General features: G+C 43.4%; 13 protein-coding genes. 5 read left to right on the top strand and 8 right to left on the bottom strand.

Annotation, left to right across the window (positions count from 1 at the left end; all coding sequences use genetic code 11):
- Positions 1–30: 30 nt before the first annotated feature.
- A complete protein-coding gene (locus CLV59_RS20745) occupies positions 31–879 on the top strand; it encodes a DUF5694 domain-containing protein (RefSeq protein WP_211323997.1) in 849 nt (282 codons plus the stop codon).
- Positions 880–906: 27 nt separating this feature from the next.
- On the opposite strand, the gene CLV59_RS20750 is transcribed toward CLV59_RS20745, so the two are convergent.
- A complete protein-coding gene (locus CLV59_RS20750; RefSeq protein ID WP_111593995.1) occupies positions 907–1491 on the bottom strand; it encodes a hypothetical protein in 585 nt (194 codons plus the stop codon).
- 231 nt (positions 1492–1722) lie between these two features.
- Here CLV59_RS20750 and CLV59_RS20755 point away from each other — a divergent pair, with 231 nt between their 5' ends.
- Positions 1723–2160, top strand: a complete 438-nt coding sequence (locus CLV59_RS20755) for an SRPBCC family protein (protein WP_111593996.1) — start codon at positions 1723–1725, stop codon at positions 2158–2160.
- Positions 2161–2210: 50 nt separating this feature from the next.
- Complete coding sequence (locus CLV59_RS20760) at positions 2211–4088, top strand: glycoside hydrolase family 130 protein (protein WP_111593997.1); 1878 nt, start codon at positions 2211–2213, stop codon at positions 4086–4088.
- On the opposite strand, the gene CLV59_RS20765 is transcribed toward CLV59_RS20760, so the two are convergent.
- The 5 genes from CLV59_RS20765 to CLV59_RS20785 are packed head-to-tail and all read right to left on the bottom strand — an operon-like array spanning position 4066 to position 9149.
- A complete protein-coding gene (locus tag CLV59_RS20765; protein WP_111593998.1) occupies positions 4066–4395 on the bottom strand; it encodes an Hpt domain-containing protein in 330 nt (109 codons plus the stop codon). The two genes, CLV59_RS20760 and CLV59_RS20765, sit on opposite strands and share 23 nt — an antisense overlap.
- Complete coding sequence (locus CLV59_RS20770; RefSeq protein WP_111593999.1) at positions 4392–6431, bottom strand: tetratricopeptide repeat protein; 2040 nt, start codon at positions 6429–6431, stop codon at positions 4392–4394. The genes CLV59_RS20765 and CLV59_RS20770 overlap by 4 nt, the downstream gene beginning before the upstream one ends.
- On the bottom strand, positions 6428–7666 hold the full coding sequence (locus CLV59_RS20775) for an oligosaccharide flippase family protein (RefSeq protein WP_111594000.1): 1239 nt from the start codon (positions 7664–7666) through the stop codon (positions 6428–6430). Before CLV59_RS20775 ends, CLV59_RS20770 begins: the two co-directional genes overlap by 4 nt.
- Positions 7663–7974: an STAS domain-containing protein gene (locus CLV59_RS20780; RefSeq protein ID WP_111594001.1), complete on the bottom strand. Its 312-nt coding sequence runs from the start codon at positions 7972–7974 to the stop codon at positions 7663–7665. The genes CLV59_RS20775 and CLV59_RS20780 overlap by 4 nt, the downstream gene beginning before the upstream one ends.
- A complete protein-coding gene (locus tag CLV59_RS20785) occupies positions 7971–9149 on the bottom strand; it encodes a response regulator (RefSeq protein ID WP_111594002.1) in 1179 nt (392 codons plus the stop codon). Before CLV59_RS20785 ends, CLV59_RS20780 begins: the two co-directional genes overlap by 4 nt.
- A gap of 87 nt (positions 9150–9236) precedes the next feature.
- Here CLV59_RS20785 and CLV59_RS20790 point away from each other — a divergent pair, with 87 nt between their 5' ends.
- Both CLV59_RS20790 and CLV59_RS20795 read left to right on the top strand, forming a co-directional pair.
- Positions 9237–9974 (top strand): DUF4184 family protein, encoded by a 738-nt coding sequence (locus CLV59_RS20790; protein ID WP_111594003.1) that lies wholly within the window; start codon positions 9237–9239, stop codon positions 9972–9974.
- Position 9975: 1 nt separating this feature from the next.
- Entirely contained in the window at positions 9976–11175 is a 1200-nt protein-coding gene (locus CLV59_RS20795) for a glycosyltransferase (RefSeq protein WP_111594004.1), read from the top strand.
- On the opposite strand, the gene CLV59_RS20800 is transcribed toward CLV59_RS20795, so the two are convergent.
- Positions 11164–12732 (bottom strand): cellulase family glycosylhydrolase, encoded by a 1569-nt coding sequence (locus CLV59_RS20800; protein WP_111594005.1) that lies wholly within the window; start codon positions 12730–12732, stop codon positions 11164–11166. The genes CLV59_RS20795 and CLV59_RS20800 overlap by 12 nt on opposite strands.
- Positions 12729–13667: an Ig-like domain-containing protein gene (locus CLV59_RS20805; protein WP_146616264.1), complete on the bottom strand. Its 939-nt coding sequence runs from the start codon at positions 13665–13667 to the stop codon at positions 12729–12731. The genes CLV59_RS20800 and CLV59_RS20805 overlap by 4 nt, the downstream gene beginning before the upstream one ends.
- Positions 13668–13669 lie beyond the last annotated feature (2 nt).

The following is a 13669-nucleotide window of genomic DNA, read 5'->3' on the forward strand; positions in this document are numbered from 1 at the left end:
CAACTTTTCTGGATAAATAAAAGACCCAATATGCTCAAAAAATGCCTGTTCTCTATGTTCCTGCTAGCAGCAACCATAACTGTTAATGCCCAGCAGGAAAAAATCAAATCGCCTTCATCATTCTTCCCCGACCAAAAAACAAAAGTCCTCTTCGTGGGAACCTTTCATATGGACTATCCCGATATGGATGCCCATAAAACCAGTAAAGATGATAGAGTAGACGTGCTGAAAGAACCGAAGAAATCAGAAATGACAGCACTCATCAACTACATCAAGAAATTCAAACCAACTAAAATTGCCATTGAAGCCTTTCCGGAATGGAATGCAGTAAAGAAACTGCGCAAATATAACCAGGGTGCATATCGGGACGAGCGAGATGAACGCTTCCAGATCGCAATCCGACTGGCCAGCGAACTTAAAATGGATACTATCTACTCCATAGACGCCGACGGTATACTGGAAGATCTGATAAAAATGGATACTACCTATTTCAAAAATTTAATGGCAGATTTCGATTTTCAGAGTACGGATTCCATGACGCTCAGATATCGCAAGCTATACGGATATGATGACAAATTGATTCCTAAAATCAAATTGCTGGATTATTTCAAATATATAAATTCAAGGGAAATGCACCTGGTATTAGGTGGCGCTTATGTAGTAGGAGATTTTAAACTGGGTGAATTCAGAGGCGCCGATGTTACTGCACTCTATTGGTACGACCGCAATATGCGCATTGTTAGAAATTTGCAACGCATCACCGCCGGCCCGGAAGACAGAATATTAATGCTGTTCGGAAATGGCCATGGGTCTATCATCAGACATCTGTTGGAATCTTCTCCTGAATACCAATTTGTGGAATTTGACAGCCTGAAATAATGCTTCATTGCCAGGGAGCGGAGTGCATCATTCACCTCCCTGGTATGTTTTTATCGTAGTATACCCCAATTGCTTCCCTTTTTTAACCACCGTTTTCGCAGCATCCGGATTATTGGCAGCCGCCGTAGTAGTCACCTCCTGTTGTAATACCCAATCCTGTATGGCCGGCTGATAACAGAACGTCAACCATTGATGTACACTGTCGTGGCTACCATAAAAATGTTCTACCGTAAAGCAGGAACCATCAATCGTTGTTTTAACATAGGGATCTCCCACAGTGCCGCCCAGATCGGCAGGAAAAATCAGAAAATTATTACGTGCCGCCAATTGCAGATGTTGCTGCTGATCCCTGATCAGTAAAAGAAAAGGCCGGTCGCTGGACCCATCGTATTGTAATATAAGAATAAGGTCCGGACGTTTATCATTATTCAAATCTCCACTGATACTATCCAGAATCGTATAGCCACGCGGAATAAATTTACCCAGTTTGTCAGCTGACTGGCCATAGAGCATTATACTACTGCACAACAGCAGGAGCACAGTAAGAATTTGCCGGTAAATAAATGTTTTTATTCTTCCGGCAATAGGTTCTACAGCAGATATAACAGACATACGCAACAGTTGTATTAACAAGGTTGAAATTACGCTATCTTTTTTATTTTTAGGGAGACACGGTTACGCAATCGCGGAAAGCCTTTTCAGTTCATGGTATACATCTATACAGTCGGCCGCTTGTTTATCATAAATAGGTACATATGATCCACTCATCTTGAAATTTCCATACGCCTGAACCCGCTGGCAGCGCCAATAATTGGCGTAACTTTAAAGGATAAACGCTGTGTTATGGAAAGACTAACTTTCACCACACACATCCATGCTAAACCGCATATCGTTTGGGATGTACTCTGGGACGAAGATTCCTACCCATTATGGACAGCCGCATTCGGCGAAGACGCCCGCATGGAAACAGACTGGAAAAAAGGCAGTCAGGTTCGCTTCCTCAATAAAAACGACGATGGTATGCTCTCTGAAATAGCCGATATCATCCCTGAAAAATTCCTCTCTTTCCGGCACTTAGGCGTCATAGCTGGCGGGTCAGAAGAAAGCCTGGGCAAAGATGCCAAACAATGGGCCGGCGCCATGGAAAACTACACCCTCACTGATGAGGACGGTGATACCCGCCTGGAAGTAAGCATGGATATCGTTCCGGAGTACCTCGACTTCTTCCAGAAATTATGGCCTCAGGCATTAGAAAAAGTGAAAGCACTCGCCGAAGAGTAACCAAACTATTTCTTGCAACAGGTGTTACTTTAACATAGCCGCCTCGTGATATGAGTATCAAAGTAACAAGAAAACAGACAGTATTCAGTGGTGACCCCAAACGCGTGATTACCCGCTTTTTCATGCCATCGCCTGAATCCAGGATCATTAGCATCCTCCAAAAAGTAAAAGACATGCCTGCGCATGCGGCCACACTGGTACTGAACCAAACCCTGAGAGACTTTTCAGGTCGCCATAGAAATGTCTCCCGTATATTCCGCAAACATTTTGGAAGAGCCAGACAACTTCTCCGTAACCCAGGCTTCGATATGCTGCAGTTGCCCGAAAATAAACAACTGCTGATAGGGGCTTACTTCACTGCTGAATACTCTATTGAATCCGCCGCTTTCTTTAATCCATCTATGGTGGAAGATCCTGATCAGTCGGGCTTAAGAATAGGACAAAAAAGAGTCATCCTCAGTTTTCGCGCCACCGGCGAAGGGCATGTATCTTCCATCGTATTCAGAGGAGGTGTGTTGGATGAACATAATAACCTGGAAGTCATTCCCACTGCAAGACTGGTAGAAGAGGCGGATATGGTGGTAGATCGAAAGTATAAAAAAGAAGCTTTAGTGCTGGAAGTAAAAGAAAAAAAACTGGATAATCTATCTACCAGAAATATCATAGAAAAACTGAATGAGGAATTTGACTATTACGAACTACATGAGGCCATCGATAAAGAATTAAAAAATTCGCAGCTGCCTGATGAAGAAAAACGAATCCTGGGAAAAGTAAGAAGCCTCTCTGATACTTCCTACGAGATCACTTTCTCCTTAGATACAGGGATCTCCGACAGGGTAATATTTCCGCTTACCTCCGATGAACAGAATGGTATTGAAGATGCGCGTTTTGTACGCTTTACCGGAGATGATGGCCTGGTGAGTTACTATGCCACCTATACGGCCTATAATGGTAAAGATATCATGCCACGTTTAATCCAGACAAGGGATTTCTACAAATTCAATATCATACCTATCCATGGGAAAAATGTACATAATAAAGGAATTGCATTGTTCCCACGGAAAATAAGAGGGAAATATGCGATGCTGGCCCGTATGGATGGGGTGAATAACTATGTGATGTATTCTGAAGATATGAATGTCTGGGGAGAAGATACCCACCTGATACAACAGCCCACTTATCCCTGGGAGTTTATACAAGTAGGTAACTGTGGGTCGCCTATTGCTACGCTGCAAGGTTGGTTAGTGATTACGCATGGCGTAGGTACAATGAGAAGATATTGCCTGGGAGCCATGTTGCTGGATTTGGAGCATCCGGAGAAAGTAATCGGCGCACTCAGTGAGCCATTAATGGTTCCGAGTGAACAGGAGCGGGAAGGCTACGTACCTAATGTGGTGTATTCTTGTGGCTCCCTGCTCAATGGGGATGAACTGGTCATCCCTTATGCGATGTCGGATACCTGCTCTTCCTATGCAACGGTTAGTATGGATGAGCTGATGCAATTATTACTGCCGGTACATGTTCGTCCGAAAGGGAAACGGCACTCCAAAGGCCATATTCTGTTGGTGGATGATGAAACGGTTAGTCTGGAAGTCCTGGCGCATTACCTCAAACAACAGGGATATGAAGTAGATATGGCGCCGGATGGAATTGTGGCATTGATGAAAATTGATAAGATCAAATTCGACCTTATTATCTCCGATGTTGCAATGCCTAATTTCGATGGCTATCAACTACTGGCTTATCTTTCCTCTAATGCCTCTAAAATTCCTGTAATATTGTTGACCGGGTCCGTTAATCTGAATGACCAGGAGAAAGGCCTCAACCTGGGAGCGGCGGCCTATTTACAGAAACCAGTTGATAAAGTACTGCTCCTGGAATTAGTTACCAGGATTTTGAAAGAAGTCAAGGCAGGTGCTTTGAAATAAGTGACTGCGTATAACGAATCTCTTCCACCGTCTGTTGGACAATCGGGGAAGATAAGATCTCTTCCGGCTCCATTTGCTGTATCGAAGCAGTTAGCCCTGACAGTTCTTCCAACCGGATTGTCATCGACATCCCATGAATCTTATGCGCAATAGATTTAATAGCGCTATGGTCTTTAGCAGCATAACTGGTTTCGAGTATAGACACTGCTTTGTTCAACTCCCGCATACTGGCCTCCAGAATCTCTACAATTACCGCTACCGGGAGATCCAGCTCTTGCTGTGTATGTGTCAGTTCAAAATGTATCATTTCCGATATTTTTGATAGATGCCTTTAAGTATCCACTTTCCTTTTATACCATATTCCGTATATGCGTAACCGGCTACGGTAGATCCTGCACTGTTGCTATGCATATAGTAACCGCAGATCTCCAGATTATTGACCGGCCTGTATCCGGCCAGAATGTTGAACCGGTATATCCACTGTGAACGCTGGTCGTCAATTCGCTGAGATCCTGTTGCACCTATTATCTGGTATAAGAAACGTCTTTTTATAATATCCAGGTTTTCAAAATCTGCAAATATTTCCATACTGGTAAAATGATCCGGACTAAAATAAACCACAGACGGATATTTAAAGCGAATTAGATTATAATTGAATCCGGCCTTCAGAATGGGATCTGTAAGAATATTGTAATATAAAGAAGCGAATAATAAGTTACGTTTGTTATTATCAGAATAGGCAGAATAATAGTATTGAGTAAACAGACCCAGTTTTATCGGAGTGTTAAGGTTATAAGTTGCAATGAAATTGTTCATGGTGATTCTGCTGCTAATCAAGCTGGCAGTGAAATTTTGAAGATCTGATTTGTATTTTAATTCCAGCGTATTCCATTTTGCAAACTTGAACTCTGTAGCGAGTTCAGTTTGAATATAGGAAGATGTACTGTCTGCGAAAATGACGGCGTTATTCAAAACGCCGCTTGCCAGCCACCAGGGTTTAATTCTCCATCTTATGCCTAGCGCGTAGTTATCATTCCTGGCATTACTGCCATCATATTTGTTACTCGCAAACCTGCTGGAATAAAGAACGCTCATTCTTAAAGGAGGACTTATATCAAAGGCCACCGCTGCATTGATGTTATAAGCAATATTTCCTCCAATGTCCGTACTGCGGTAATCCTGTGTTGTAAAGGTGGGGCCATGGCGCAGAGACAGTCGGTCCATGAAAGCCATGGCATCTTTTTGTCCCGGAAAATACTTCAAAGTACTGTCTACATACCGTAAGCTTTCTGCATCCATTTCCTGGGCAAACAATACATCTGCCGTTCCCAGGTTGGCATCAAATGAAGTGGGTACCTGTAGCAGGGTACGACGGAAGAGGGAGAGGGAGCGCCCGAAATTTTTACTCCATTCCAATAGCATCGCTCTTCGAAGGTGAACATCCTGATTGCCAGGATCGGATCGTTCAAGCGTATCTAAAATACGGAAGGCCTCCTTGTATCTGCCATTCCAACCTAAGGCGGTGGCCAGACCTATCTTGGCTTTCCGGATGCCGGCGGTATCGGCAGTGGCAACCGCTTTCTCTGCATATGTCAACGCTGTTTGTTTCCTGCGCTGAAGAAAAAGGGTATAACTGGCTCCCAGATAAGCATCTGTGAGCGATAAATTATTTTTAATCAAATAATCATAATTCTTGAGTGCCGCATCATATTTTTCAGTAGTAGTAAGCAGATTGGCCTTGGCTATTATTGTTTGGGGATCTCCGGGAAATAAGTGCAGGTTACTATCCAATAACGCCATGGCAGCATTATATTTTTGCTTCCGTGTATACTGATCGGCTTGTGCCAGACGAATATATTTCAGACTGGTTAAGGCTCCTTTATTTCCGGGCATTATGGTCAATGCCTTCTGTATAAACAGGGTAGCAGAGTCATATTGCAGCAAGGCGGCAAATGAATTGGCATAACCAAGATTGGCGGGGAAACTCCCCGGTTGTGATGCCGTAAGGGAATGATACAAGGTATTGGCTTGTTTGAATTGCTTACCCCACATCAGCGATTCGGCGATGTTCAACCGGATTTCAAAATCTCCCGGATATCGCTGTTCCAGCTCCGCAAAAATCTGTTGCGCTTCTTTTACATCTCCCAGCAATCCAATAGCGCGCCCATAACATAGTAATGCAGTTCTGTTCTGTGGATCAGTCTTCAAATAGGTTTTGAAAAAATCGGCGGCCTGACGAAAATCTCCCTTCTCCAACATATCAAATCCTGATTGTAATGTCTGTTGGGCATTACAAACGTGAAATGTAAATAATAGGGAGATAAAAATCATCAGTACCTTCATCGCTTACTATTTTTGAAATAAACCCATTGTACTCCAATAAAAATTAGAAGCACCACCGCCATTAGCCATACTTGTATAGATATGACCTCATAAAAGCTGGAATGATACTTCCAAATAAGTATGATTTGTGCAATCCCCGCACAGATACTTATCCATACTGGTAGCCGTCTTTCAAGAGAAATGTTGTAGTACACAAAAACATTGGCACAGGCGAAAAGGCTGGTGGCCAATGCATAATACCACAAATAAGGAGTAAGTCCATAATAGGCAGGTCCGAACAGCAGGTGTACTATCAGGTTGGGAATAGCGGCCATTAATGCAATAGCTACTGCCGACATTAATACCACAATCCCCAGCCCGGCGAAGAAATAGGTCAGATGCGGTTTGTTTTCTTTCTCCAGGCGGATTACCATCGGGAAAAGAATGGTGACCACTGTCCACGTGCCGAAGTATACAATTCTTCCAACCAAGGCCAGGGCTGCATATAGCCCGGCATCCTGTGGCGGGAAGAAATGTTTTACTAGTACAACATCGCTATTATTGATCAGTATCTGACTACATTCATAGATAAGTATGAGTACTATGAAATGAAAAATCCCTTTCTTGTCGATTGCTTGCACGCCTGCAGGAATAGCCGGTATTTTAAACCGGGAAATCACAAGGGCGACTACCAGTGATAGCGTAATGGCAGCGGCTACTCCCGGCGGCCCCAAGCCGCATTTAACGGCAATAGCACTGAGTATTAAACGACTCCACATTTCAAATTGGTAAGTCAATGCCAGCTTCTTAAACCGTCCTTTGCCCTGGAGTATACCGCGGTTTACACTCATTACCAGATACACCGGAATACCTGCGCCTAATATGATAAAAAGGGAAGAAGAAGTAGTGTTGAAAAAGGATCGCCAGAAGCCCGAACTGGCAAATATCAGCAGGGCAATACCTGTGCCGCTGAGTAGTGCGATTTTTGATATCCATTTGTAAACTGGACCTACTTGTTTTAGCCTTGATCCGCCTGCTGCCAACGCTGCATATTTGGCAGTTGTGAGTTGAAAGCCGGTAGCAATAAAGGAAAGCATGAGCATCATGGTAATCAGTAAGCCGGCTTCGGAAAAAGATTCCGGCCCCATCCACCTTCCCAGTAACAGGTTAGTCAGATAGTTACCTGCATTGACGAGCAGCGTACTACCCATTAATAAGGTTCCTCTCTGAAATAATATGCGTTTGCGCCTGTTCATGGCTTGTTAGAAGTGTGAATGACTAAAATCCTTTCATTAAACTTTGTCAAATGCAGCAGCTCACCTAACCTGGAACCCGGGGTTAGTAAGAGGAGGAGTTTGGAATGGTGCTTTATGGTGAGCAAATTTATTTTTACCAGGAGATTGATCCCAGCCATATCCACTTCTTCCACCTCAGAGAGGTCCAGTATGTATTCCTGTTTTTCGGAAGAGGCGAAGAGGGTTAGTTCCTTCAATAATTCTTCCGAATACATTGCTGTAAGGGGCTTTGTGAGCGTATACCTTTTTATTTTATTTGTGTCTATCATAGGGCAGGCGTTTGAACAGGCTGATAATTACGGTAATGGACGGCAATTCGGGCTAGCTGCCCTACAATCTTCAAGGAATCTTTCATGGATAACTTAGATCCGTCTGCATGTATCCATCTTTTTAACGGTTGCTCATAAATCAGGCTGCTAACCATATCCTTACCATATTGTTTTTTTATGCGCATAAATATTTCCACATCAAACAGCCATCTGGTAATAAATTTCTCATGGAAGGTGTAAGGAATTATTTCCGTTGCCATTACTTTAGCGCCGCATTGCGTATCCTGAAAGCTCATTCCCAGTATATTCCTGATAATAAGATTGATGACTTTACTGATAATTTCCCTGGCGCCATTCTTCGTAATATTCGCGCCCACCCGGCTAATTCTGGACCCACTGACGATTTTATATCCATTCGTAGTAATGGTATTTACCAAGTCATTCAAATCATTGAAATCAGTGGATAAATCTGCATCCAGATATCCTATGTAATCGAATTCTCCCTTGGAGGCCATATGGAGGATACCTTGTCTTACTGCTTCTGCTTTGCCGCCATTCTGCTCCATATTGAAGACAGAAATAAAATCTTCTCTGCCCTCGGATAACCCATGTAAGATCTCCAGGGTATTGTCTTTAGAGCCATCATTGACAAAGCATAAATGAATACCGTAATTACTATCTGAGAAAGAAGTAAACTCCGCCGTAGAAAGCCTTTTTTCTTCATTATAACAAGGAATCACCACCGCGATGGATTTTTTCTGCAAGCGTCTGCCATGGGGATTTTTTTCCTGTGAGGAGTCGTGTTTGTCTCCATATATGCGTTGGAGTAAACGATGTATACGAGCCAGTAATTCTCTGATACCAACAGGCTTTTCTATATAATCATCCGCTCCGGCCTCGAAGGCGCGAACAATAGTATCCTCATCTTCGTTTGACGACATGACAATGACCGGAATATTATCCTGCTTTACCTGACGGATATATTCCAGCACTTCCAGTCCATTCTGACCCGGCATATTATAATCTACCATCACCAGGTGAGGCTGTTCGGTATTATATAATGAAACCGCTTCCGTTCCATTATTGGCAGATAATACGTCGTGCCCTTGTTGTTTTAATTCTGTAACTACGGCGTGCCGTATGAAGGATTGGTCATCAGCAATAAGGATTTTCATGTCGTTTGAGGTTGAAAAAACAAAACAAATTGAGGGAATGTATAAGAAAGAGGACGATACAAATATACTAAAATTCATACAACAGAAATGCCATTCACGATTTCTCATATCGCAGCAGTATTGCCATTCCGACATGTACGGAAATTGTCGTTTACAGCGCTTATCATTGGCAGTATGGCGCCAGACTTTGAGTATATCCTAAGGATGACGTTGTATGGGCATTACGGCCATACCCTTACTGGTGTTGTGTTGTTTGATGTACCAGTATCCATTGCGGTGTACCTGCTTTACCAATGGGGAATAAGACAATCCCTGTTCATGCATCTCCCGCGGGTACTCTATATAAGATGTTATGGCTTTATTCATGCCGACTGGAAGACCTATCTCAGCACTTATCCTTTATGGTTTTTACTCTCCATCATTATGGGGATTTTTACACACCTGCTATGGGATGGACTTACCCATGGCAGCAATTATGATTTTGCTAATTACCTTACCTTCTTATTGATACGTATTCCTGTTGGACGTTACCATATCCCCGTTCATTCCATCTTACAAGGGGTTAGCAGTATTGGTGGGTTAATCATCCTGGTCTGGTATGTGTGGAGAATGCCTGTTCTCACTGAGACTGCTGCCAATGAAGGCGATGTGCACCTGTTTTGGATACTGGTGGTTGTGTTGGCGTTGCTGATGTTTATCGTGAGATTGTTGATTGGGATACCTAATGAAAAACTAATTGGGCAATTGATTGTAATAGGTATGAGTGCCGCTGGATTTTCTGTGGCCATTGTCAGTATTGTTTACAAAGTTTTTAAGATCAATTAATATGCTGCCCCAACTCAAAATAGCTGTGGTGTCCACCTATCCGCCAGGAATGGGCACGCTCAACGAATATGGGTATTATCTTATCAGTGCCCTCAAGGAAAGTGAGCTCTTTAGCGAAGTGACGGTGATCACAGATGAATTGCCGCCAGGATTGCAATATGATGCAACTGATCCCAGCATCCGTTTTGTTACTGGCTGGAAATTTAATGGATGGACAAACCCATTCCGTATTCTGAGAGAAATTAAAAGATGTCAGCCAGATATTGTATTATTCAACATCCAGTTCCTCTCATTTGGAGACCGGAAAATTCAGGCGGCATTAGGGTTACTGACCCCTTTTTTGATGAAATTGTCAGGGTATAGGTCTGTTGTCTTGCTACATAATATCCTGGAACAAGTAGATCTGAAAAGTGCCGGCGTGTCGAAAAACAAACTCATGAACCAGATTTACAATCTCATTGGCACCATGTTGAGTAGATTTGTTTTATCCGCTGATCTGGTGGCTGTCACCATCTCCAAGTATGTAAGGATTCTGGAGGATAAGTATAAGGCGAGACACGTAGCACTTATTCCGCATGGTAGCTTTGAGCATATACCCCAACCTTCAGCACAACTTCCCGACGGCCCTGCCCGCGTTATGACCTTTGGGAAATTTGGTACCTACAAGCGCGTGGAGGTCATGATTGAAGCTGTCAGATTAATGAGACAAAGGAGCAATATTCCGGTAGAAATTGTAATAGCAGGAACTGACTCTCCTAATAAAAAAGGCTATCTGGCAGGGGTACAGCAACAATATGCTGATGTGCCGGGAATTAATTTTATGGGTTATGTACCGGAGGAACAGGTACAGGCGCTTTTTTTGGATAGTGCCGTGGTAGTATTTCCTTATTCCTCCACCACGGGAAGTTCTGGCGTATTACATCAGGCAGGCAGTTATGCGAAGGCTGTTATACTACCAGATATCGGCGACCTGGCCATGTTGATACGAGAAGAAGGATATGCCGGGGAATTGTTTCTGCCGGATGATCCTGAAAGTTTGTCTTATGCTATTCAAAAAGTATTGGAAGATGAGGAGTATAGAAGAAGCCTTGGACAGCAAAATTATTATGCGGCCACATCTCTTCCTGTAAAGGATCTGGTGAACTGGTACTATATGCATTTCCTCGGCATACTGAAGTATCCTTCTGCATCAGTCAGATAAAACCTGCACGGATGGTTTAGGGCTTCCGTCGCTACGAAGAATGCCAAAATTCTTTTGCGGATTTAGCTGCCATGGCCATTTACCGGCAGTATTGGGAGGGATGGAAGGAAAGTCATATAATGTCCATACCATCCATCCGGTATCATATCGTTTGAAGATGGCTTTCATACCCCTGTAGAAATTCGCTTGCTTTTTTTCGCCGGCGCCCAATGGGTCCCATATTCCACGATAAGTAGACAGCCCGAATTCTTCAATTAATATTGGTTTTGTTGGTTGGACTTGTTGTATCGTGGTCAGATATTGGGAAAGCGTACTGGTGTCTGTGAAAGCATGAAAAGAAATGAAGTCCAGACTATCTGCCAATGCTGTCGCAAATCTTCCGTCAGACCAACCGACTGTCAGCAGGTGATCTGGATCGTATTTTCTTGCTCTCCCTGCCATCCAGGCTAACCAATTCATCACAGTTTCTTTGCCATAGGTCTGAAAATCCAAATCGGGCTCATTCTTCAGATCCCAGGCCAGAATGGTACTTGAATTACGAAAGGTGGTTAGTAGGGTTTCCAGTTGGCGGTCGCATGCAGGATAGTTCAGCAGATGATAATTTCCCAGGAAATCGAAAAGAGTAATTATTACTTTCAGGCGATTAGCTTCCGCGATTGCTAACAGGTTATTTAGTTGCGTCACTCGATGTGGATTAACCACACCGCCATTAAACTCCTGGAAATTGATGAAAATACGAATGGTGTTAAAACCAAGCTGACTGATTTTTTGCAGATCATGCTGAATAATGGTACTGTCATACTTATTCGAGAATAATTCCCAGGGACTTGCAACGGGATAATAGTTGATTCCTTTTATTCTATAAGGAACGCCATCCTGCATAAATGCTCTGCCGACGATTTGTATTTTATTGGGAGATGCTGGCTCCAGCGTGTCCGTTTCCTGTATGGTAGCTGGTTTTCTGACCATGGATTTTATCTGCCACTTATTTCGGTTGAGTAACATAATGACATCAAAGTCGGCCGTAGTCTCCTCTTGAAAGAAGGGGGCTGTGCTTTGGTTATTGACTATCCGTTGTATTAACCTTACATCATGATCAGTAAAGGAAACCAGGTTGCCATCCGGAGAGAAGTAGTGTAATTGAAGATGATGTTCCATATCCACTTCTTGTATGGTATACCCGGGATGCTCTGTATGGTGAATGAATGCAGTCATCCACTTTAGTTGTGCTGCAGGGAAATGGTCTGTTAGCAGGCGTGTATCTCCGGTGATTTGATTGATACAACGGGCGTACCATGATTTTATATATTCTCTGGTTATCTCTGCCCGGTTATAATCATGCATACTGCTGCCAGAGAACTTGTCGTCTCCCAACCATTCTACCTTCGGCACATGTTTCTCTGGCTCAATTGGCGGCAAATTCAGGAGGGATGCTCGGTTTGCTCCAGTGTTGAAATAGGCAAGTACCGTCGCTGTTACGCCAATCAACAACACCAGGATGCTGATACTGATCACCGCAAACCAGATACGATAATATTTTATTTTTCTGATGCTCATGGAACGGGTATTTTGGAGAAGTAAAATGTCAGGGCATTACTCTGTACGCCATTGTCGCTAAAAGCGGTGATGGTGAAATGTCCGGCTTTGACAGGATTCTGAAAGGATACTGTGGCAATGCCTGACAGCGTGTAGGAAGACAGATATGTTTTTGCGCCGTCTGCCTCCGCCAGAAATGTAATGTAGGCGCCGTCTGCAACCGTATTCCCATAATCATCCCGGATTATATCTGTTCTAATGATCAGCGTACTATTGCCGTCTGCAATGGGGGTTTGGGATACACAATATATATGTATGGATGCAGGTTTCCCAGAGAATATCCGCACGGTTGCCGGTTCAGCCTGCAGGGAGTGGTAACTGGCAAAACACATTATTTTTCCTGCTTGCAGAATTTGGGTAATGGGGGTGAAGAACATACCAAATTGTGGTTTACCTGTTACTGTTTTTACTTGCTGATTGGGATATTCCAGTTGATAGTTGATCTCCTGGCCATTCTCCAGAGGATTTCCGTATTTATCAGAAAGAACAGATGCCAGAAAACACTGTTCAGGGTGACCGGCAATGGTCGATTTGGGAGAAATATAGAGTTCCAGCGCTGCTGGTTGCTGGTCCGACTGCACCATCACTGCTTTTTTTGCGATGACGCGGTTGCTAGCAATTACCTTTGCTTCCATCCATCCGCTTTGCCAGCATGGGATTTGAAGCAATGTATCCGAGTGGGGCAACAACGGAAGAATAAGATTACCACTGCTACAGGTGATCAACAGCATGCATTCATTCCCATTGCTTTTTATTCGAAGAGAAACATGCCCGGCTGTCATCGTATCGGGCCCGTCAATACTGGCAACAGGATGGGCACTGGCATTGTTTTGATGCCGGCTTGTGCAGGAAAGTAATAGCAGAAAAAAGATGATATATGTGATATACTTATTCAAAT

This window comes from Chitinophaga dinghuensis, assembly GCF_003259435.1.
Classification (GTDB): domain Bacteria; phylum Bacteroidota; class Bacteroidia; order Chitinophagales; family Chitinophagaceae; genus Chitinophaga; species Chitinophaga dinghuensis.